Source organism: Rhizobium sp. Root149 (genome assembly GCF_001427345.1).
Classification (GTDB): domain Bacteria; phylum Pseudomonadota; class Alphaproteobacteria; order Rhizobiales; family Rhizobiaceae; genus Neorhizobium; species Neorhizobium rhizoryzae.
Genome location: NZ_LMGD01000012.1, coordinates 16236 through 36543 on the forward strand (window position 1 = coordinate 16236; position 20308 = coordinate 36543).

The window sequence follows — 20308 nt, forward strand, 5'->3', positions numbered from 1 at the left end:
CGGCAAATACGCGGCAAATCTGTGAATGGCTATGGAGACGGATTCGATACGTCTCTGCTCCAAACGCCGGTTCAGATGCAGAATTTCGGTGGCTTATGCCCCGTTATATCAAGCGTTGGTTAACTATACCCGTGTCAATTCTTTAGAAACAGCGCACCATGCGAATCAGTGATCCAGAGTTCAGCGTGGTTCTTGGGGGACGAGTTGGAGAACGACAGCGCTTTACTGGAGAAGGCTTGCCGCCGGATCGGCGATCTGACGACGCCTGCCTTCATCAAGGATAGCAGCCTGCGCTATGTGGCGGTCAACGCCGCCTATGCGAGCTTCTGCGGCATTCCGCTTCCCCTGTTCAAGGGCCGTCGCGCCGAGGATATCCGCGGGCTCACCGAGAGCGCAGAGCTTGAGGACAAGCAGAGGCGGGCCCTTGTCTTCGGGACCGAAGAAGTGGCAACCGAACGGGAAGATTGCGGCCGTCCGCTCTATGACATCCAGATTGAACGCTTCCTGTCCCATGACAACAGCGCCTTTCTGTTTGTTCTCTATCTGCCGCATGCAGAGCCAGAGCAGCCGTTGGTGCCGGATGGCTGTGCCCCGTCTGACGGCCTGACGGATCTGGCCGTCCTCGGGCCTTCTCTCGATCTTCTCGACGCCGGAATCGCGATCTATGACCAGAACGAGACGCTCGTCTTTTTCAATGAGCATATGCGCGTGCACTTTGAGGCGCTCAATACGCCATTGTCCATCGGACGCAGGCTTTGCGACATCGTTGCAGATGCATTCCGCGCCGGTGAGGCGGCAAACGACTATGGCACGGAAGCCAGCTTGATGGGTGGTGAGGCTGTCGAGACCCGTCTTGAGGTTTTGCGCAGGCCGGAATGGCATGCGGTGGAGCCGATGCCGGATGGCCGTTGGCTTCGCAGCGTGAACAAGCGGTTGAACAATGGCTGGATGGTCATGTTGCGGCAGGACGTGACCGACCAAAAGGTGCAGGAAATGCGCCTTGCTCGCGAGGTGGAGGAAGGCCAGATTTTCCGTGCGGCATTTGAGGATCTGCCAGTTGCCGTGTTCCTGCGCGATAGCCGTCACCGCATTCTCTATGTCAACCGCATCTATGAGGAAATGCTGGGGGGTGACCGTCAAAGGTTCATCGGAAAGACGGAGCAGGAAATGTTTCCGGATTCTGCCGATCGATATCGCGAGGAAAATGAAAGGCTGCTGCAAAATGGCGGCAGTATCGAAAAGGATGAAGATGTCATCTTCCAGGACGGACACGTCATGGCGGCCATCACCAGACTTGGCCGGATTTCTTCGCCGTCGGGTGAACCTTACATTGTCGGTTCCATAACGGACGTTTCTCTTGCCAGAGATGCGCAACGGCGCGCCGAGGCCATGCATGAGCAGTTGAAGGCCATCCTCGAAGCTCTGCCCGTTGGCCTTGCCATTCTCGACAACACGATGCGGCTTGAATATGTGAACCAGACGCTCAACGAGTTCTGGAGAGCGGATGGCGACGAATATCGAAACTGGACCGGGGAGCAGTATGAGGATTTCCTGCGGTTCAATTTTGCCCGCGGGATGTATGACCACGAAAATGTCGATCTCGATACCCTGATCCGCCAGCGGATCGAGATGCTGTGTCGCCCGGGCCCCATCCCGCAGTTCGAGCTTTCAAATCCGAGTGGCCGCCGCATTCTCGTGGACCGGATGCATGTGGGTGGCGACAAGATCCTCTTTACCTGCGTCGACATTACAGCGATCCGTCGTCGGGAGCAGGAAGCGCTGGAGGCCAGAGAGGCGCTCGACAGCCATGCGGAGATGATGCGTGATGCAACCGGTGCGATGTCGCAAGGCATTCTCATCATGCATGGCGAGGACATCGCCTTCTGCAATGATGCGGTCCACCGCCTTCTGGATCTTCCCGAGGAAGATCTCCAGGTGGGCAAGCAATGGCGACCGCTGTATCAGCGACTGATCGAGCGAGGCAATATTCCTGACGCGGACAAGGTGGTCCATAGACTGCTGGAGTGGGCGCAGGGGCCTGTTGGCGGGGCAAGCGCGAAAGTCTCCATGTGTATTGGGGGCGATCGCTATATTGACCTTGAAATGAAGAAGAGCGGCGAGCAGCAATATCTTGCCGTTTACACCGATGTCACCGAGATCCGCCACCGCGAGCGGGAGCTTCAGCGTCTGCTGGCGCGGGCGGAAGCCGCTGACAAGGCGAAATCGGAGTTCCTCGCCAATATGAGCCATGAGATCCGCACGCCGATGAATGGCGTCCTTGGCATGGCAGAACTGCTCTCAAAATCCAATCTCGATACAAAGCAGAAGACCTTTACCGAAATCATCGTGAAATCAGGCAAGGCGCTGATGACGATCATCAACGACATCCTGGATTTCTCCAAGATCGACGCAGGGCAGATGACGCTGCGGAAAGTGCCGTTCGATGTCATCGACGCCGTGGAGGATGTCGCGACGCTCCTGTCCTCCTCGGCGGCGGAAAAGGACATCGAGCTCATCGTCAAGGCGAGCGGCGGCGGTACACGGGTTCTTGGCGATGCAGGGCGCTTCCGGCAAATCGTCACCAATCTGCTGGGCAATGCGATCAAGTTCACGGAGCAGGGGCATGTGCTGGTGGATGTCCATGCCGAGCGCAGTGAAGACGACCGGGTATCGCTTCACCTCAAAATAGAAGATACCGGTATCGGCATTCCGAACGAGGAACTGGACCGGATTTTCGAGAAGTTTTCCCAGGTTGACGGCTCCTCGACGCGTCGCCACGAAGGGACCGGTCTGGGGCTATCAATCACAGCGGGTCTGGTGGAAATCTTCGGCGGTACGATCCGCGTAGAGAGCAAGATCGGGCAGGGCTCGATCTTTTCTGCCGTTCTGCCCTTCGATGCGGCCCCGGGAAGCGGGGTCTCGCTCACCACGCCAGCCAGCGTGCAGAACGCAAAGATTCTCGTTATCGACGACAATCCCATCAACCGGCAGATTCTCTCCGAACAACTTGCATCCTGGGGCTTCGATGGCGTTGCCGCCGCCAGCGGTGAGGAAGGGCTTGCCGTTCTGAAGGCGGCCGACCAGTTTGGCGTACGGGTCGATGCCCTCATCCTCGATTACCAGATGCCTGACATGAACGGGCTTGCCGTTGCGGCAGCCATCCGCAAAGATGCGCGGCTGGCCGATCTGCCGATCATTTTCCTGACCTCCATGGATACGGCGCATGCGGAGGTGGGCAATGAAGGCCTGAATGTTCAGGCGCATCTCATGAAGCCGGCGCGCGGGCAGTTGCTGCACTCCACGCTCGTCGATGTGGTGCGAAATGGCAGGCGAGACAGGGACGCTTCGGAAGCTGCCAAGCAAGTTTCGACGAGGCCCGTCAAGCCTGTTGCCAGTGCTGCGCGAGAGGCTCCGATGCTCCGGGGTGGCGTCGTTCGTCCACCGCCCGGCGGACTTGAAGTTCTGGTCGCGGAAGACAATGAGGTGAACCAGATCGTTTTCACCCAGATCCTGCAATCCATGGGCGTGCGCTTCCGCATGGAGGAAAATGGAGAACAGGCCGTTGCCGCCTGGATGCAAGAAAGACCGCGCCTCATCCTGATGGATGTCTCGATGCCGCTCATGAACGGACATCAGGCAACCCGCCGTATCCGGGAGATCGAGCGGTCGGAAGGTGGCCATACCCCGATCATCGGCGTAACGGCCCACGCGCTGGAAAGCGACCGTGATCTCTGTCTGGCAGCGGGAATGGATGACTATCTCTCCAAGCCGATCAGCCCGGAAATCCTGATCGCCAAGATCAGTGAGTGGTATTCACCGGATGCGGAAGCCGACGGCGCTTTTCAGGTCTGATCATGCTGGATCGTCTGAAGGCCTGATACCACACAGCATTTCTCGCTTGCCCGCAAAGCCCGGCCGTCGTTCCACGACAAAGCCTGCCGCCTGCAAATTTCTCCGCACGAAGCCTGCCGCTGCATAAGTGGCGAATGTACCGTCCAGGACGGTTTTCTTGCAGACTGCCGTCATGAGCTCCAGCGACCACATGGCCGGATTGCGCGAGGGTGCGAACCCATCCAGAAACCACGCATCGAACGCGCCATCCCAATGCGGAACACATAACTCCGCTGCGCCGCAAACGACAGTCAGGCGAACCCGATCGTTCAGGTTAAGCGATACGATGCCTTCGGGCCGCTCCGGCCAGAGGGCAGCGAGTGCCTTGCGCTCTGCATCCACCTCCGGCCAATGGGCAAGTGCGCGGTCTATTTCGTATGAGGCCATCGGCAGCAGTTCAAATGAGGTGAAATGCAGGCTTGCGTCGAATGGTGCTGTCTGCCCCCACTGGCGCCATGTTTCGCAAAAATTCAGGCCCGTTCCGAAGCCGAGTTCGCCGATGCGAAATTCACCCGGCCTCTGCCAGCGTTGCGGCAGACCGTTTCCAGCCAGGAACACGTGGCTGCATTCGAGCCTGCCATCGGTCTGGCAATAAAAGTGATCGCCAAACTGGGTGGAATAGGGCATATCGCCCTCGCGCCATTCCAGCGGTGTCGCCTCGTTTTCAGTCTGTCCGGGAGCCGTCATGGTTCATCCTTTTCTGACCCATGCGGATAATGTGCTGCCCTCCGGCGGTCAATCCGTATCGGCAAGGCGCGCCGTCGATCTTCTGGTCATCGGTGCAGGTGTCATGGGTCTATGGCTTGTGCTGAAGGCTGGCCGCGCTGGATTGAAGACCCTGCTCGTCGATGCACAGGCGCCCGCCGCGGGTGCGAGCGGCGGCCTGCTTGGCGCCCTGATGGCGCACACGCCCGACCGCTGGAACGAGAAGAAACAGTTTCAGTTCGATGCGCTCGTGCAACTCGAAGAAGAGGTAGCGCGGCTGGAGGCTGAAACAGGCCTTTCCTGCGGCTATAGCCGGTGCGGGCGGCTGATCCCGCTGCCCAAACCGCATCTGCGAGAGATTGCCGAGCGCAATGGCGAGGATGCAGTTCTTCGATGGCAGAGCGGGGAGAGGCGTTTCGACTGGCGGGTGCTGGATACACCTGCCGATCCCACTTGGCTTTCTCCAGACGCGTGTGGTGCCGGGTTGATCGATGACGGTCTGGCAGGACGTGTATCGCCGCGCAGTCTGGTCGCCGCACTCGTGGCTGCTTGCGACCAGTTGCCGACCGTAAGCCGGCTGGATGGTGAGGCCGTTGCCAGGCTTCTCCCTGGTCGGGCCATCCTGTCGAATGGCGAAGACATCCGGTTCGGTCAGGCAGTGGTTGCGGCAGGCGTCGGTTCCTTTGGGCTGCTGGATAGGCTGGGGCCGGTGCTTCGCAAGCCGTTGGGGCGTGGCGTGAAAGGACAGGCAGCCTTGCTGAAGGCGGATGTTCCGGCAGACGCTCCGATCATTTATCTCAACGGGGTCTATGTGGTGCCGCACGAGAATGGCACGGTTGCAATCGGCAGTACGAGCGAGGAAGAGTTCGATGCGCCGTTCGACACGGATCATCGGCTGGATGCGCTTGTCGAAAAGGCGCGGGGTCTGTGTCCTGCGATTGCCGAGGCGCCGTTGGTAGAGCGGTGGGCCGGCTTGCGGCCACGGGCGGTGGATCGCGATCCGATGATTGGCCCGCATCCCGATGCGCCCAATGTTTTCGCACTGACAGGCGGTTTCAAGGTCTCGTTCGGGATCGCCCATCGTCTGGCGGATGCGGTCCTTTCCGGCATGGCCGGGCAGCCAATGTTGGTTCCGGGTAGTTACGTGCTGGAGCATCATCTGAAAGTTGCATCCGCGGAGTAAAATCGACATATCCGTGTCGTCACGCTGTCATCTGAATCACCTATCTGCTGCTCGGCGAGGTCGGGGGACCTTGGAGGTTAGCAGATGCGGTATGCCATCAATTTTACGCCCACGGCGGCAGATCCACTGACCATTGCCGCATCGCAATGGCTTGGGCGAAATGCGTTCTCCGGTGAGGCCATGGAATTGCCGTTCATCCGGGAACTCGGCCTGCACGAGATTGCCTTCAACACGGCGGTGCCGCGCCGCTATGGCTTTCACGCGACGCTGAAGCCGCCCTTCCGGCTTGCAGACGGCATGACCGAACCGATGCTGCTGCGGCGTCTTCTGCATTTTACAGGTCAGCATCAGCCGATACCCCTGCCACGTCTAGAAGTCGTGCGGCTTGGAAACCGTTTTGCGCTTGCGCCGGAGCGCCCATGCCCGGATCTCAACCATCTGGCCTCGAGCGTCGTGATGCATTTCGATGCGTTCCGGGCTCCGCTTTCGGAAGCGGAACTGGAGCGGGTCGATACGGAGCGCCTGTCGGCCTCGCAGTTTTCCAATCTGCACCGGTTTGGCCATCCCCATGTGATGGACGAGTTCCGTTTTCACATGACGCTGACAGGTCCCGTGGGGTCGACGGAAATGCCGGTCTTCGAGCAGGTGCTGAAGCGCTATTTCGAGCCCATTCTCCAGCGGCCGCAGATGTTGGTCAATCTTGCGCTGTTTGTCGAGACAGAGCCGGGTGCGCCGTTCCTGGTACACTCGCTTCATCCGCTGGGCAGTGTCTCCGCGAGGCGGATCGCTTGAGCCGCGTTTCGTGAAAATGTCTTGTGCAATGCATTAGAAACACTCGACATTTGATGAACGAGTGCTACCGTCGAAAGCCTGTTTGAGAAGGTGATTTTCGATGGTGGCAGAACCCTATCCGCGTGATCTCATTGGTTACGGTCGCAATATTCCGGACCCGAAATGGCCGGGTGGTGCGCGTATCGCGGTCCAGTTTGTGATCAATTACGAGGAGGGTGGCGAAAGTTGCATTCTCGATGGTGATCCTGCATCGGAAAACCTGCTGTCGGAAATCGTCGGCGCGGCGGCATGGCCCGGGCAGCGCAATCTCAATATGGAAAGCATCTATGAATATGGTTCGCGCGCTGGCTTCTGGCGTCTGCACCGCCTGTTCACGGAGCTGAAGGTTCCCTGCACGGTCTATGGCGTCACCCTGGCGATGATGCGCAACCCGGATGCCGTGGCAGCCATGAACGAGGCGGGCTGGGAAATCGCGAGCCACGGCTATCGCTGGCATGAATACAAGGATTACCCGGAGGAGCTTGAGCGGCAGCATATCCTCGATGCGGTGCGCCTGCATACGGAGGTCGCTGGTGAGCGCCCCTATGGCATGTATCAGGGCAAGCCCTCCGTCAACACATTGCGACTGGTGCAGGAGGAGGGCGGTTTCCTCTATTCCTCCGACAGTTATGCGGACGATCTGCCCTTCTGGGTGAAGGGCGTGGATGCCAAGCCTTTCCTCATCATTCCCTACACGCTGGATGCCAATGACATGCGGTTTGCTACACCGCAGGGTTTCAATTCGGGCGACCAGTTCTATACTTACCTGAAGGACACGTTCGACGCGCTCTATCAGGAAGGCAAGGACGGCGCGCCCAAGATGATGTCCGTCGGTCTGCACTGCCGCCTCGTTGGCCGTCCGGGCCGTATCGCCGCGCTCAGGCGCTTCATGGAATATGTGCTCGAACACAAGAAGGTCTGGATTCCGAAGCGGATCGAGATTGCCCGCCATTGGCACGAGCACCACAAGCCGGACACGATCTGATCATGACACGGGAAGACTTTGTCGACCGCTTTGGCGGCGTTTTCGAACATTCGCCCTTTATTGCAGAACGCGCCTATGACGACGATCTGGTGCGCGGTGAGGCACTCAATGCCCAGCGGGTTCATGCAGCGCTGGTGGCGGTCTTTCGCGTAGCATCCGAGGAAGAGCGGCTAGGCGTGCTGCGCGCGCACCCGGATCTCGCGGGCAGGCTTGCGATTGCGGGGGAACTCACCGAAGACAGTCGGAAGGAGCAGGCAGGCGCAGGGCTGGATCGCCTTTCGCCGGAAGAGCATGCCCGATTCACCGAGTTGAACGATGCATATACGCAGAAATTCGGTTTCCCCTTCATCATTGCGGTCAAGGGGTTGAACAGGCACGATATCCTGTCCGCTTTCGAGACGCGGGTGAATAACAGCAGGGACGAAGAGTTTTTGACCGCATGCGGGCAGGTGGAGCGTATCGCACTCCTGCGCCTTGAAAGCATGCTGCCTTCCGCATGAGGATGGGGTAGAATAGCCCGACAGGAGTTGAACATGCGCCCATCAGAAGTGCTGGAGAAAAACAGGGAGGCGATCCGGGCGCTCGTCGCGTACCACCGGCTGGCGAACCCCCGCATATTCGGCTCTGTTGCGCGCGGTGAGGATCGCGACGACAGCGATCTGGATATTCTGGTCGATACACTGGAGGACACCACGCTTTTCGATCTTGGCGGTCTTCAGCACGAGTTGGAGAACTTGCTGCAAATGCGCGTTGATCTTGCAACCAGCAAGGGGCTTCGCCCGAGGGTCAGGGATCGCGTTCTGGCCGAGGCTGTTGCCTTATGAGTTTCGACCGCGGCAGGTTGCTTGATCACATCGAACAGATGGAAGAAGCCGCTGAAAACGCAATTGCGTTCGTCTCAAATTCTGAAAAGATCGACGTCATTCGCGATATCAAGACACAGATGGCAGTCTCTATGGCTCTGGTGATCCTGGGAGAAAGTGTTGCCAAGGTCCTGAGATTAAATCCGCATATCGGCGATGATCATCCTGAAATTCCGTGGATGAAGATAAAGGCCATGCGTAACCTCGTCGCGCACGACTATTTCGAATTGGAGTTCGAGGTCGTCTGGAAGACAGTACGCGAAGACTTGCCGCAACTCCTTGCCCAGCTTCGGGCTCTGCGCCATATCCATGCCCAAGGTGAATAACTACAGATGTCCAGAATCCTGCCGATCCAGCCGCTCACTCAAGCCGCATTTGCGCCGTTCGGTCAGGTGATCGAGGCCGATCCCGCCCGTATGAAGTTTATCAATGGCGGCAATACCGAGCGGTTTCATGCGCTCGCGGAAGCGGAGGTTTCAGGTGAAGATGCGCGTGTCATCATCAACATCTTCCGGGGCCAGCCTCGGCCGTTTCCCTATGCGCTGACGATGATGGAGCGCCACCCGTTCGGCAGCCAGAGTTTTTCGCCGCTGAACGGCAGGCCTTATCTGGTGGTTGTGTCGGAAGATGAAGGCGGCCAGCCCGGCGAACCACAGGTGTTTCTGGCGCGGGGCGACCAGGGCGTGAACTATCGCCGCAATGTCTGGCATCATCCGCTGATGACGATCGGCACGGTTTCCGATTTTCTGGTCGTGGACCGCGACGGACCGGACAACAATCTGGAAGAATTCTTTTATCCTCAGCCCTACAGCATCAGCGAGCCCAGTTTATGACCGGATTGACCACCCATGTTCTCGATACAGCACTCGGTAAACCCGCTGAAGGTCTGTCAATCGATCTCTTTCACCTGGAGGGCGAGACACGCCGGCATTTGAAGTCTGTGGTGACCAACGCCGATGGGCGGGTGGATGGCGGGCCGATCCTGATCGGCGAGACGTTCCGCAAGGGAACGTATGAACTCCTATTCCATGCCGGTGACTATCTGCGCCGGTCCGGAGCCATCCTTGCCGAGCCCGCATTTCTGGATGTCATTCCCATACGCTTCGGAATCGCGGACGAAAGCGGCCATTACCATGTGCCACTGCTGATCTCGCCCTACGGCTATTCAACCTATCGAGGCAGTTGACATGCGCTTTGCCGCCATCGCCGACATCCACGGGAACTGTGCGGCGCTGGAGGCGGTGCTGACCGATATCGGTCAGCAAGGCATTCCCACGAACGCCATCGTCAATCTCGGTGATTGTCTTTCAGGGCCGCTCGATGCCGGAAAGACCGCTGACCTTCTGCTCTCCCTTGATCTACCGACGGTCCGCGGCAATCATGATCGGTACCTGGTCGAGCAGGCAGTCAGTGACATGGGGCATTCTGATGCTGCAGCATTTGCGCAATTGACGGCCGAACATCTGGATTGGCTGCGCAGTCTGCCGGCATCGCTGGTGTGGAAGAACGAAGTCTTTCTCTGCCATGCCACACCGCAGGCGGATGATGTCTATTGGCTCCAGACCGTCAGTAGAGATGGGTACGTTCATCAAAAAGCGCGTACGGATATCGAGGCCTTGGCTGAGGGTATTTCCCAGTCGCTGATCCTGTGTGGTCATACGCACATGCCGCGCGCCGTAATGCTTTCTGACGGACGGCTGATCGTCAATCCAGGCAGCGTCGGCTGTCCCGCCTACTCCGACGCGGAGCCAGTGCAGCATCGGGTGGAAACCGGTTCACCACTTGCCTCCTACGCAATCTGCGAGCGGCGTGACGGTCTATGGAATATTACGTTCCGGCTTGTGCCGTATGATCATCATCGACAGGCCGCGATTGCTGAGGCCAACGGTCGTCCGGAATGGGCGGCGGCACTCGCCACCGGTTGGCTTTCGTGAGGGAATAGTGGTTTGCGCAAACGCAGCGGTGACCAGCGCAAAGGTCACCGCGTTGTGCGCTTGGGTGTGTCCCGATATTTTTAAAACCGCAGGTCGTGATCCTGCGGTTTTTATATGGGGATTTTTCCATGGAAGATATTTCAGTTGCTCAGGCGCTTGCGGATTTTGCGCAACGTCACTCGGGCGTCATTATCGAATCCACATCCGCTACAGTGGTCATCTACACAGGTGATCTCTACAACGTCGTGGGAAGTACGCCGGACCCGAAGATCAATGGCGTGACGTGGAAACAACTGCTGATCAACAACGGAATTGGCACCAATTCCAATGATCACTGCTATGCCACCTTACCTCTGCCGACCGGCTCTTCGTCGCATCCGAATTTCAGTGTGGGCGGTCACATGACACCGAACAGCGATGGCTCGGTGCCGACAGGCGGCAGTTGCTACCTGATGCCGCTTTGTTACTGGCACAACAGCACGTCCAACAATGGTGTGCCGTTTCCACATTCGCCGGACACGATGCTGCAACTGTCCGGTTACATGCAGAGCGATCTGGCCGCGACCTTCGTGGCACGCATGCCGAGCGCGGCGCCCTATACGCTTGTCGGGGCGCATGATGGTAACGTCTTCACCGCCGATGTGGCAGGGCCGGATGTCGCATCGTCCTGGGTCGGTCAAAAGGATGCCGCAACTGGCGGAGCTTTCCCGGAGCATTACATCCTCTTCCGCCAGATTCGGGAGAAGGGTCTCATCAATTACGTGATCGAGGACGCACGCGTGCCTGACCCGGCAAGCAAATAAGGGGATCAGGGATAAGTGATCTCCGCGTTCCGGATCTTGAGGGTCCGGAACGCGGACCATCAGACCCTTAATAAGGGTTGTGCGCCAATATGCTGCGATCGACTGCCTGAATATCACGCTTGCCGCAGAGCGCCATGGTCACATCCAGTTCCTTGCGTAGGATGCTCAGGGCCAGGTCCACACCCTCCTTGCCCATGGCGCCGAGGCCATAGAGGAAGGGACGGCCGATATAGGTGCCGCGCGCACCAAGTGCGACGGCTTTCAGGATATCCTGACCAGAGCGAATACCGCCATCGACATGGACCTCGATACGGTCTCCTACGGCGTCGACGATCTTCGGCAGCATGCTGATCGAGGAGGGAGCGCCGTCCAGCTGGCGTCCGCCGTGGTTGGAAACGATCACCGCGTCGGCCCCGGTATCTGCGGCGGCGCGAGCGTCTTCTTCATCCAGAACACCCTTGATGATGAGCTTGCCGCCCCACTGCTGCTTGATCCATTCAATGTCTTTCCATGAAAGACGTGGATCGAATTGTTCTGCCGTCCAGGAGCCGAGCGACGAGAGATCGGATACATTCTTGGCGTGGCCGACAATGTTACCGAAGGTGCGGCGTTTCGTGCCCAGCATGCCGAGGCACCATTGCGGGCGGGTCGCCATCTGCCACACATGCTTGGGCGTGAACTTCGGCGGCGCTGAGAGGCCGTTGTGAATATCCTTGTGGCGCTGACCGAGGATCTGCAGGTCGGCAGTCACCACCAATGCCGAGCAACCGGCACGCTTTGCGCGATCAATCAGGTTCTGGACAAAATCGCGGTCGCGCATCACGTAGAGCTGAAACCAGAACGGCTTTGTGGTAACGGAGGCTACATCCTCGATCGAGCAAATGCTCATGGTGGACAGCGTGAAGGGAACGCCGAATTCTTCAGCGGCCTTTGCTGCCAGCATTTCGCCATCCGCGTGCTGCATGCCGGTGAAGCCGGTCGGGGCCAGAGCAACCGGCATGGCGACGTCATGACCGATCATAGTGCTCTTCAGCGACCGGTTGGTCATGTCGACCATGACGCGTTGGCGCAGTTTGATGGCTGCGAAGTCGTCTTCGTTCGCCCGATAGGTGCCTTCCGTCCAGGAGCCGCTATCCGCGTATTCAAAGAACATTTTTGGCACACGGCGGCGGGCAAGCGACTTTAGGTCGGCAATCGTCAGCGGGGCAGTCATTACTCTAAAGTTCCTCCGGGTCGTTGTTCAACAACTAGCATAGGTGTCGCCCGAAGGAAGCAAAAAGTATGATTTGGGAAGCCTTTGCTGCTCACCTAATCCAGAGGCTTCATCGGCTTTCCGGCCACGTAGGTTTCGACGACGGAACGGTCGTCACCCAGTGTTTGCAGCAGGAAAAGCTCTTCCGGCAGAGTGTTGACCGTTTCCATGCGCAGCCGCATGGCCGGTGTCGCGGAGGCGTTCAGGACCACCAAATCGGCATCGGTGCCTTCATCCAGCGTGCCGATGCGGTCTACAAGCGAAAGCGCTTCCGCGTTGCCTCGCGTCATCAGGTGGAAGCTTTCCAGCGGGTTCAGCCGCTCGCCCAGCAATTGCTGGATCTTGTAGGCCTCATCCATGGTCTTGAACATCGAATAGCTTGAGCCGCCGCCGATATCGGTTGCCACGCCGACACGCACGGGCTTCTCGCGACGCCGGATGGCTCTCAGCGGAAAGAGACCGGAGCCGAGGAACAGGTTCGAGGTCGGGCAATGCACCGCAACGGATCCGGTTTCCGACAGCACATCCGCCTCGCGTTCCGAGAGATGGATGGCGTGGCCGAGCAGCGTCTTCTTGCCCAGCAGGCCGTAACGGGCATAGATGTCGGTGTAATCGGTCGCGTCCGGGTAAAGCTCGCAGGTAAAGCGGATTTCGTCGTGGTTTTCCGAAAGATGTGTCTGGATGTGCAGATCCGGAAATTCCTTCGCCAGTGCCTGCGCGGCGCTCATCTGCTCTGGGGTCGAGGTTATGGCAAAGCGGGGCGTGATAGCGACGTGATTTCGACCCTTGCCGTGCCATTCTTCGATCACGGCACGCGTTTCATCATAGCCGAGCTGCGGCGTATCCAGCAAACCTTGAGGGGCGTGGCGATCCATCATCACCTTGCCGCCCACCATCAGCATGTTGCGCTTCGTGGCCTCACTGAAGAAGGCGTCAGCAGATGCCTTGTGAACAGAGCAATAGGCGACGGCGGTCGTGGTGCCCTGCCGCAGGAATTCGTCGTAAAAATGCGTGGCAATGCGGGCTGCATGGGCGCTTTCGACGAAGCGGCACTCTTCCGGGAAAGTGTAAGTATTCAGCCATTCCAGCAGGTTGGCCGCGTAGGAGGCGATGACCTGCATCTGTGGGAAATGCACATGGGTATCAATCAGGCCCGGCAGAATGAGGTGCGGGCGATGGTCTACTTCCTCCACGCCTTCCGGTGCGGCAGCCTTTACCTGCGTATAGCCGCCCATCTTCGCGATGCGCCCGTCCTGCACCAGCAGACCGCCATCCTCTTCATAGAGATAGCTTGCAGTGTCGGTCAGGCTTTCCGGTGCGCGATGGAAGGAGAGCAGGCGGCCGCGAAGAAGAAGTGAGGTCATGTTATTGTGTCGCTCCGGCACCTTTGACGGCGCTTTCATACCAGGCCGTCAGAAGCTTGCGCTCATCCGGCGAAATTTCGGTGATATTGCCCGGCGGCATGGCATGGCTGCGGCCTGCCTGAATGTAGATTTCATGCGCATGACGGGCGATCTCGGCATCGGTTTCGAACTGCACATCCTTGGGCGCAAAGCGAATGCCTTCCCAGACCGGTTCTGCCGCATGGCACATGGAACAGCGACCTTGGACGATTTCCTTCGCCTTCCCGAAATGCGCATCGGCCACGAATTGCTGCTGCATGGGTGAAAGTACGGCCGCCTGCTTTTCTCCCGTCAGCACTTTCGGCACGGTGGAGAGCCACATGATGAGGATGAATAACAGCACGGTCACGAGCCATGTCCAGGTGGGCTTTCCCTTGCGGGCGTGCGTGGTGTTGAACCAGTGGCGGATGGTAACGCCCATCAGGAAGACAAGTGCTGCGATAACCCAGCTGAACTGGGTGCCAAACGCCAGCGGATAGTGGTTCGACAGCATGAAGAAGATGACAGGCAGCGTGAGATAATTGTTGTGCAGGGAACGCTGCTTGGCAATGCGGCCATATTTCGGGTCTGGTGTGCGGCCAGCGATCAGATCCGCCACCACGATCTTCTGGTTCGGGATGATGATGAAGAAGACGTTGGCGGACATGATGGTGGCGGTGAAGGCACCAAGATGCAGGAAGGCAGCGCGACCGGTAAAGATCTGCGTATAGCCCCAGGCCATGGCGACCAGCACCACGTAGAGGATCGCCATCAGGCCCCAGGTATTCTCGCCGATGGGGGACTTGCAAAGCTGATCGTAGATGATCCAGCCGATGGAGAGCGAGGCCAGCGACAGCAGAATGGCCTGCCAGGAGCTCAGCGGCAGCACATCGTGATTGATGAGGAAGAGATCGGCGCCGCCATAATAGACCACGCAGAGCAGCGCGAAACCGGAAAGCCAGGTGACATAGCTTTCCCATTTGAACCAGGTCAGGTGCTCCGGCATCTGCGCGGGCGCGACCAGATATTTCTGGATGTGATAGAAGCCGCCGCCATGCACCTGCCATTCTTCGCCATAGGCACCCGGCGGCAGGTGAGGGCGCTTCACCAGCCCCAGATCCAGCGCGATGAAATAGAAGGACGAGCCGATCCATGCGATTGCAGTGATCACGTGCAGCCAGCGCACGGCGAAGCTCAGCCATTCCCAGGCTATGGCATATTCATACATTTCGGTTTTCCCGATTCATTCCCCGACATGACACTTTGCGAAAATTCTTAAACGAAGAAAAGCAGAAAGGGTGCATTGCAGCAGATATTCAGTCTTGTTTGTATGCGCGGCGGCTACGGGTTGCCGATATCCGGTGGCAGGTTGCTCGCGTTTGGTGAAAGCTCCATCGGCAATAATCTCAGGTCGTCTGCCAGCTTCTTCGGCAACCAGTCTCGAAAAGCCTGGATCTTTGCCATTCTGCGACGGTTTTTGGGATAGATGAGCCAGTAGCTGTGGTCGTCCTTCTTGAACACGTCAAAGGGCATGATCAGGCGTCCGGCTTCCAGTTCCTCGCCATGAAGAAACGGGCTTAACAAGGCCACGCCGTGACCGGCGATTGCGGCACTGCCTTCCAGATCGAGGGCGCCGTCCGCATCGATCGTGATTGTGCCGGGTAGGGGAATGTCTATCCCGTTCGATCGAAACCAGATTCCCCACCATTTGTTGCTCCCACCAATCAGAGGCAGTTTCAGCAGATCCATCGGCGTCGTCACGCCACCGATTGTTTCGGCCAGCTTGGGGCTCAGCATGGGCGCATAGTTCAGTCGGAACAGCTCGTGCGCTTCCACATCCGCTGGCTGCTGCTCAGCTCTCCAGATGACGACATCGGCATTCTCAGTTCTAAAATCGACCGGTTTCTCTGCACGCAGGATGCGAACCGCCAGACCGGGATGTGAAAGCTGGAACGACCCGATATGGCGGGCCAGCCAATGAGAGGCAAAGGTTGGCGTAGACCGTATTTCCAGAACGCCTTCTGCCTCTTGCTTCGCGTCGGCGATTGCTTCGGACAGGAGTGAAAACGCTTCCATCACCTTCGGGATCAGAAGTTCACCGGTGGCAGTCAGTGAGATGCTGCGTGCCTCCCGCAGGAAAACTGCGCGGTCCAGATGATCTTCCAGCAATTTGATCTGGTAGCTCACGGCGGTCTGGGTCATGCCCAGTTCTTCGCCCGCCTTTGTGAAGCTCTTCAGACGCGCCACCGCTTCAAAGGCTCGAAGACCGTTGAGCGGGAGCTTCCGAGACATTTTCATGCATAAGCTCTCTTTCTGGGTTCGCAGGCATTTCGAATTGGTAGAGCGCAGGAAACGGGTGGTATGTCATCGGATATGGGCTCATTTGTCGAGCCAGACATGAAAAAATCTAGTGTTGGAGGCCATCATGGCGGTCTGGACCTTTGGTTCTGCCCGGCGCAAAACTGCGTTCCGGATTTGGTACACGCGTCTCATGGGCAGGCTGTTGCGTTTGCGCTCAAAGGAGATGGAACCGGTGCCTGACGAGCTACTGCAGGATCTCGCGATCAGTGGAGGAGATCGTCATTCCGATCCACCACGCGAGGATTTCTGGAAGCGGCTCGTCGAGCGCAGGTTGCCGCCTTTATAGGCCGCGGCCGGTGGTACGGCGCGCATAGGTCTCCAGCAGTTCCGCAGCCACCAGCGTCGCAATCACCGCCGGGCGCTTGTCGCGGACCGTCGTGCCGCCGATGGGAAGAACCAGCTTCTCGCTGGAGATTGCGCCCTCCGCTTCCTTCGCCAGCCAGCTTTTGAAGGTCGCCCGCTTGGTGGATGAGCCGATCATGCCAACATAGGCCAGATCATTGCGGGCAAGGGCTTCCTTCGCGATGAGGAAATCCAGCGCATGATCATGGGTGAGGATGATCACGGCGCTGGCTGCTGGTAGATCTTTTATCAGGGCTTCCGGCATGGCCACATGCCGCGCGGTCACGGTGTCCGGCAGGCCGAGCAGTTCTTCCGCTCTTGTTTCCACCACCGTCACCTGCAAGGGCAGGGGCGTGAGAGCTGCTGCCAGTGCTTTTCCCACATGTCCCGCGCCGAAGAGCATGACTCCGGGGTTGGCTGCTGACTCTGCGGCAAGGCGTGACTCAAGGTCTGCTGCCAGTTGCGGCGTCACGTGATTGAAGGTGAGCAGGGTTCGCCCGCCGCAGCATTGGCCGATCTCCGGTCCGAGAGGCACGTCCATCTGCGTCTGGCCGCTGCCGTCGAGACAAGCGCGCGCGTTGTCGATTGCCATGAATTCCAGCTGCCCGCCACCGATGGTCCCAAAGCATTCCGCAGCAGACACCAGCATGAACGCGCCCTGTTCCCGCGGCGTCGATCCCTTCGCGCTGGCAACGGTCACGAGGATGACGCGCGGGTTACGGCTGAGGAAGGTGGTGAGAGAGGTCATTTGATCCGACCCATAATCATTGCGAAGAATGCGTGAAGGTGCGCACCCCCCTCTGTCCTGCCGGACATCTCCCCCTCAAGGGGGGAGATCGATTCGGGGCGCCCTCCCAATCATATCTGATCCTCTCGGTGCTCAGCGATGTTAACACTTCTGCCTCGTCTGGCTTCAGGAGCGAGCGGGTAGCCATTCTGCCGATCTCCCCCCTTGAGGGGGAGATGTCCGGCAGGACAGAGGGGGGTAAAGCTCCGACGTTGACGCTATACTTCTTCAAAGCGTTCAATTCCGATAACCTTAAGTACATGCGTGCAAACATCGTCCATTCGATTGAGCACTTCATCATTGGTGAAGCGGATGACCCGCCAGCCGAGTGCAATCAGCGCGGCGTCCCGGTGGTCATCCCGCTCAATCTGCTTGTCCAATGAATGTGTGGCTCCATCGATCTCGATAATCAGCCTGTGTTCGGCGCATGCGAAGTCCGCGATGTAACCGCCAATCGGCATCTGCCGCCGGAAGCTTAAGCCCATCAGCCGGTGCGCACGCACTGCATTCCAGAATTTCAGTTCCGGTTCCGTCAACGCGCGACGCATGCGCCGCGCATTTTGACGATTGCGAACCGGGACTTCGAAATGCGGCATTGTCAGCCTGTCACATCGCCTTCAGCCGCTCCACGGCCATCAGCACGCGTTCTGGCGTTGCGGGGGCATCGAGGCGCGGGCAGACGGTGTAATCGGCAATGGAGGCAACGGCCATCGAGAGCGCTTCAAGCACAGAAATGCCCAGCATGAAGGGAGGCTCACCGACCGCCTTGGAGCGACCAATGGTGGCTTCCTTGTTTTCAGACCATTCCGCCAGTTTGACGTTGAAGATCTTCGGGCGGTCGGAGGCCAGCGGGATCTTGTAGGTGGACGGCGCATGCGTGCGAAGCCGACCCTTCGTATCCCACCAGAGTTCTTCCGTCGTCAGCCAGCCCATGCCCTGCACGAATGCACCTTCCACCTGGCCGATATCGATGGCCGGGTTCAGCGACTTGCCGACATCGTGCAGAATATCGGTGCGATCCACCAGATATTCGCCCGTCAACGTATCGATGGAGACTTCCGAGCAAGCCGCGCCATAGGCGAAGTAGTAGAAGGGGCGGCCCTTGCCCGCTGCACGATCCCAGTGGATCTTGGGCGTCTTGTAGAAGCCTGCGGCGGAAAGCTGAACGCGATCATAATAGGCGGCACGCACCAGCGTATCGAACGGTACCTCGTCCTCACCCACACGCACGCGATTGGCAAGGAACTCTACCTGATCCTTCTCCACCTTCCATTGACGGCAGGCAAAATCGATCAGCCGTTCCTTGATCTGGCGGGCTGCATCATAAGCAGCCATGCCGTTCAGATCCGAGCCGGACGAGGCGGCCGTGGCAGACGTGTTCGGCACCTTGCCAGTGGTCGTGGCGGTGATCTTCACCCGGTCGATATCGACGTTGAACGTGTCGGCCACCACCTGCGCCACCTTGGTGTAAAGGCCCTGGCCCATTTCCGTGCCGCCGTGGTTCAGGTGAATGGAGCCATCCTGATAGATATGCACCAGCGCACCGGCCTGATTATAGGCGGTCATGGTGAAAGAGATGCCGAATTTCACGGGCGTCAGTGCGATGCCCTTGCGGATGACCGGGCTGTTTTCGTTGAACTCGATGATGGCCTGACGGCGAGCGCGGTAATCACTGGAGGCCTCCAGTTCTTCCACCAGCTTCAGGATGATGTTGTCTTCCACCTCCTGATGATAGGGCGTTAGCGTGCGGCCCGATCCCGGCTGGCCGTAGAAGTTCAGCTTGCGGATATCGAGCGGGTCCTTGCCCACTGCATAGGCGATTTCCTCGATGAAGCGTTCGCCGCCCACCATGCCCTGCGGCCCACCAAAACCACGAAAGGCGGTGTTGGAGCAGGTGTGGGTTTTCAGCGGCTTCGAAGTGAGGTGCACATGCGGATAGAAATAGCTCGAATCCGCATGGAACAGCGCGCGATCCGTCACGGGGCCGGAGAGATCCGCCGAGAAGCCGCAGCGAGCCGCATAGGTGGCATCGACAGCGTGAATGCGGCCTTCCTCATCGAAGGCGAGATCGTAATTGACGTGGAAGTCGTGGCGTTTGCCTGTTACGGCCATGTCTTCATCGCGGTCGGGCCGGAATTTTACGGCGCGGTTCAGCTTCTTGGCTGCCACCGCTGCCAGGCATGCAAACAGATTGCCCTGCGTTTCCTTGCCGCCGAAGCCACCGCCCATGCGGCGTGTCTTCACTTCCACCGCATTGTTGGCGCAGCCCAGAACATGGGCAACCATATGCTGCACTTCGCTGGGGTGCTGGGTGGAGGACCAGACGAGGATATCCTCGTCTTCACCCGGAATGGCCATGGCGATCTGGCCTTCCAGATAGAAATGCTCCTGACCGCCAATATACATATGGCCCTGAACGCGCAGCGGTGCCTTTTCGATTTCCGTTTCCGGTTCGCCGCGCTTCAGCGTCATGGGCTTGACGACCAGCGGTGCATCATTGGCCAGTGCGCTATCGATATCCGTCCAGTGGGGCAGATCCCGGTATTCGATTTTTGCGAGACGGGCAGCCCGGCGGGCCTGCTCGCGCGTTTCGCCGATGACCACAAAAATCGGCTGGCCGTGGAATTCGACCTTGTCCGTCGCGAGCAACGGCTCGTCATGCTGGCCGGTTGAGGCGACATCGTTGATGCCGGGAATATCGGCAGCGGTAATCACATCCACAACGCCGGGTGCGGCGCGGACGGCGGTGAGGTCGAGAGACAGGATTTCGGCATGAGCCCGATCCGACATGCCAAGTGCTGCATGCAGCGCGCCAGCGGGTTCCGGAATGTCATCGATGTATTCGGCGGTGCCGGTCACATGCTTGTGGGCGGAATCATGCCTGAGCGAGGTGTGCATCGGACCATTGATGGTGTTTTTGGCTTCGAAGGTGGTGGTATCCATTAACGGGCTCCTTCGATGATGTGGCAGATTTTCTGTGGCTGATGAT

The 20308-nt window shown here is 58.7% G+C and carries 20 protein-coding genes; 12 read left to right on the forward strand and 8 right to left on the reverse strand.

Annotated features, from left to right (window positions below; all coding sequences use genetic code 11):
* Nucleotides 1-204: 204 nt before the first annotated feature.
* Complete coding sequence (locus tag ASD54_RS07000; RefSeq protein WP_062553904.1) at nucleotides 205-3852, forward strand: response regulator; 3648 nt, start codon at nucleotides 205-207, stop codon at nucleotides 3850-3852.
* Here the strand turns inward: ASD54_RS07000 and mnmD are convergent, their stop codons facing one another.
* A complete protein-coding gene (gene mnmD, locus ASD54_RS07005; RefSeq protein WP_062553905.1) occupies nucleotides 3853-4578 on the reverse strand; it encodes a tRNA (5-methylaminomethyl-2-thiouridine)(34)-methyltransferase MnmD in 726 nt (241 codons plus the stop codon).
* Here mnmD and ASD54_RS07010 point away from each other — a divergent pair.
* From ASD54_RS07010 to ASD54_RS07055, 10 genes are all read left to right on the forward strand, one after another.
* On the forward strand, nucleotides 4577-5779 hold the full coding sequence (locus ASD54_RS07010; RefSeq protein ID WP_062553906.1) for an FAD-binding oxidoreductase: 1203 nt from the start codon (nucleotides 4577-4579) through the stop codon (nucleotides 5777-5779). The genes mnmD and ASD54_RS07010 overlap by 2 nt on opposite strands.
* Nucleotides 5780-5863: 84 nt before the next feature.
* The gene (locus ASD54_RS07015) at nucleotides 5864-6571 is read left to right on the forward strand and encodes a DUF1045 domain-containing protein (protein WP_062553907.1); all 708 of its coding nucleotides are present in this window, start codon (nucleotides 5864-5866) and stop codon (nucleotides 6569-6571) included.
* A 100-nt stretch (nucleotides 6572-6671) separates the two neighbouring features.
* Nucleotides 6672-7595 (forward strand): allantoinase PuuE, encoded by a 924-nt coding sequence (gene puuE, locus ASD54_RS07020; RefSeq protein ID WP_062553908.1) that lies wholly within the window; start codon nucleotides 6672-6674, stop codon nucleotides 7593-7595.
* Nucleotides 7595-8095: a 2-oxo-4-hydroxy-4-carboxy-5-ureidoimidazoline decarboxylase gene (uraD, locus tag ASD54_RS07025; RefSeq protein WP_062554725.1), complete on the forward strand. Its 501-nt coding sequence runs from the start codon at nucleotides 7595-7597 to the stop codon at nucleotides 8093-8095. The genes puuE and uraD overlap by 1 nt, the downstream gene beginning before the upstream one ends.
* Before the next feature lie 33 nt (nucleotides 8096-8128).
* On the forward strand, nucleotides 8129-8419 hold the full coding sequence (locus tag ASD54_RS07030; RefSeq protein ID WP_062553909.1) for a nucleotidyltransferase family protein: 291 nt from the start codon (nucleotides 8129-8131) through the stop codon (nucleotides 8417-8419).
* Nucleotides 8416-8784: a HepT-like ribonuclease domain-containing protein gene (locus ASD54_RS07035; RefSeq protein WP_062553910.1), complete on the forward strand. Its 369-nt coding sequence runs from the start codon at nucleotides 8416-8418 to the stop codon at nucleotides 8782-8784. Before ASD54_RS07030 ends, ASD54_RS07035 begins: the two co-directional genes overlap by 4 nt.
* 6 nt (nucleotides 8785-8790) lie before the next feature.
* Nucleotides 8791-9291, forward strand: a complete 501-nt coding sequence (locus ASD54_RS07040; protein ID WP_062553911.1) for an ureidoglycolate lyase — start codon at nucleotides 8791-8793, stop codon at nucleotides 9289-9291.
* Complete coding sequence (uraH, locus tag ASD54_RS07045) at nucleotides 9288-9644, forward strand: hydroxyisourate hydrolase (RefSeq protein ID WP_062553912.1); 357 nt, start codon at nucleotides 9288-9290, stop codon at nucleotides 9642-9644. Before ASD54_RS07040 ends, uraH begins: the two co-directional genes overlap by 4 nt.
* A gap of 1 nt (nucleotide 9645) precedes the next feature.
* Nucleotides 9646-10392 carry a metallophosphoesterase family protein gene (locus ASD54_RS07050; protein ID WP_062553913.1) on the forward strand — a complete coding sequence of 249 codons (747 nt, stop codon included), beginning with the start codon at nucleotides 9646-9648 and terminating at the stop codon, nucleotides 10390-10392.
* A 128-nt stretch (nucleotides 10393-10520) separates the two neighbouring features.
* Complete coding sequence (locus ASD54_RS07055) at nucleotides 10521-11195, forward strand: hypothetical protein (RefSeq protein ID WP_062553914.1); 675 nt, start codon at nucleotides 10521-10523, stop codon at nucleotides 11193-11195.
* A gap of 67 nt (nucleotides 11196-11262) precedes the next feature.
* On the opposite strand, the gene ASD54_RS07060 is transcribed toward ASD54_RS07055, so the two are convergent.
* The 4 genes from ASD54_RS07060 to ASD54_RS07075 all read right to left on the reverse strand — a co-directional run bounded on the left by ASD54_RS07060 (nucleotide 11263) and on the right by ASD54_RS07075 (nucleotide 16127).
* Complete coding sequence (locus ASD54_RS07060; RefSeq protein ID WP_062553915.1) at nucleotides 11263-12408, reverse strand: alpha-hydroxy acid oxidase; 1146 nt, start codon at nucleotides 12406-12408, stop codon at nucleotides 11263-11265.
* Between the two features lie 95 nt (nucleotides 12409-12503).
* A complete protein-coding gene (guaD, locus tag ASD54_RS07065; RefSeq protein WP_062553916.1) occupies nucleotides 12504-13811 on the reverse strand; it encodes a guanine deaminase in 1308 nt (435 codons plus the stop codon).
* Between the two features lies 1 nt (nucleotide 13812).
* Nucleotides 13813-15057: a urate hydroxylase PuuD gene (gene puuD / locus ASD54_RS07070; RefSeq protein ID WP_062553917.1), complete on the reverse strand. Its 1245-nt coding sequence runs from the start codon at nucleotides 15055-15057 to the stop codon at nucleotides 13813-13815.
* Between the two features lie 113 nt (nucleotides 15058-15170).
* Nucleotides 15171-16127 (reverse strand): LysR substrate-binding domain-containing protein, encoded by a 957-nt coding sequence (locus ASD54_RS07075; protein WP_082547125.1) that lies wholly within the window; start codon nucleotides 16125-16127, stop codon nucleotides 15171-15173.
* 127 nt (nucleotides 16128-16254) lie between these two features.
* On the opposite strand from ASD54_RS07075, the gene ASD54_RS07080 reads away from it, so the two are divergent.
* A complete protein-coding gene (locus ASD54_RS07080) occupies nucleotides 16255-16476 on the forward strand; it encodes a hypothetical protein (protein ID WP_156379122.1) in 222 nt (73 codons plus the stop codon).
* Here the strand turns inward: ASD54_RS07080 and xdhC are convergent.
* From xdhC to xdhB, 3 genes are all read right to left on the reverse strand, one after another.
* Nucleotides 16471-17280 (reverse strand): xanthine dehydrogenase accessory protein XdhC, encoded by an 810-nt coding sequence (xdhC, locus tag ASD54_RS07085; RefSeq protein WP_062553919.1) that lies wholly within the window; start codon nucleotides 17278-17280, stop codon nucleotides 16471-16473. The two genes, ASD54_RS07080 and xdhC, sit on opposite strands and share 6 nt — an antisense overlap.
* A 257-nt stretch (nucleotides 17281-17537) precedes the next feature.
* A complete protein-coding gene (locus ASD54_RS07090; protein ID WP_062553920.1) occupies nucleotides 17538-17915 on the reverse strand; it encodes an endonuclease domain-containing protein in 378 nt (125 codons plus the stop codon).
* 10 nt (nucleotides 17916-17925) lie between these two features.
* Nucleotides 17926-20262: a xanthine dehydrogenase molybdopterin binding subunit gene (gene xdhB / locus ASD54_RS07095; RefSeq protein WP_062553921.1), complete on the reverse strand. Its 2337-nt coding sequence runs from the start codon at nucleotides 20260-20262 to the stop codon at nucleotides 17926-17928.
* Between the last annotated feature and the right edge of the window lie 46 nt (nucleotides 20263-20308).

What these genes read in the sequence shown, in the direction of transcription:
- ASD54_RS07010 (WP_062553906.1), top strand. Translation starts at nt 4,577, where the DNA reads ATGGTTCATCCTTTTCTGACCCATGCGGATAATGTGCTGCCCTCCGGC.
- mnmD (WP_062553905.1), bottom strand. Translation starts at nt 4,578, where the DNA reads ATGACGGCTCCCGGACAGACTGAAAACGAGGCGACACCGCTGGAATGG.
- ASD54_RS07015 (WP_062553907.1), top strand. Translation starts at nt 5,864, where the DNA reads ATGCGGTATGCCATCAATTTTACGCCCACGGCGGCAGATCCACTGACC.
- puuE (WP_062553908.1), top strand. Translation starts at nt 6,672, where the DNA reads ATGGTGGCAGAACCCTATCCGCGTGATCTCATTGGTTACGGTCGCAAT.
- ASD54_RS07030 (WP_062553909.1), top strand. Translation starts at nt 8,129, where the DNA reads ATGCGCCCATCAGAAGTGCTGGAGAAAAACAGGGAGGCGATCCGGGCG.
- ASD54_RS07035 (WP_062553910.1), top strand. Translation starts at nt 8,416, where the DNA reads ATGAGTTTCGACCGCGGCAGGTTGCTTGATCACATCGAACAGATGGAA.
- ASD54_RS07040 (WP_062553911.1), top strand. Translation starts at nt 8,791, where the DNA reads ATGTCCAGAATCCTGCCGATCCAGCCGCTCACTCAAGCCGCATTTGCG.
- uraH (WP_062553912.1), top strand. Translation starts at nt 9,288, where the DNA reads ATGACCGGATTGACCACCCATGTTCTCGATACAGCACTCGGTAAACCC.
- ASD54_RS07050 (WP_062553913.1), top strand. Translation starts at nt 9,646, where the DNA reads ATGCGCTTTGCCGCCATCGCCGACATCCACGGGAACTGTGCGGCGCTG.
- ASD54_RS07055 (WP_062553914.1), top strand. Translation starts at nt 10,521, where the DNA reads ATGGAAGATATTTCAGTTGCTCAGGCGCTTGCGGATTTTGCGCAACGT.
- ASD54_RS07060 (WP_062553915.1), bottom strand. Translation starts at nt 12,408, where the DNA reads ATGACTGCCCCGCTGACGATTGCCGACCTAAAGTCGCTTGCCCGCCGC.
- guaD (WP_062553916.1), bottom strand. Translation starts at nt 13,811, where the DNA reads ATGACCTCACTTCTTCTTCGCGGCCGCCTGCTCTCCTTCCATCGCGCA.
- puuD (WP_062553917.1), bottom strand. Translation starts at nt 15,057, where the DNA reads ATGTATGAATATGCCATAGCCTGGGAATGGCTGAGCTTCGCCGTGCGC.
- ASD54_RS07075 (WP_082547125.1), bottom strand. Translation starts at nt 16,127, where the DNA reads ATGAAAATGTCTCGGAAGCTCCCGCTCAACGGTCTTCGAGCCTTTGAA.
- ASD54_RS07080 (WP_156379122.1), top strand. Translation starts at nt 16,255, where the DNA reads ATGGCGGTCTGGACCTTTGGTTCTGCCCGGCGCAAAACTGCGTTCCGG.
- xdhC (WP_062553919.1), bottom strand. Translation starts at nt 17,280, where the DNA reads ATGACCTCTCTCACCACCTTCCTCAGCCGTAACCCGCGCGTCATCCTC.
- ASD54_RS07090 (WP_062553920.1), bottom strand. Translation starts at nt 17,915, where the DNA reads ATGCCGCATTTCGAAGTCCCGGTTCGCAATCGTCAAAATGCGCGGCGC.
- xdhB (WP_062553921.1), bottom strand. Translation starts at nt 20,262, where the DNA reads ATGGATACCACCACCTTCGAAGCCAAAAACACCATCAATGGTCCGATG.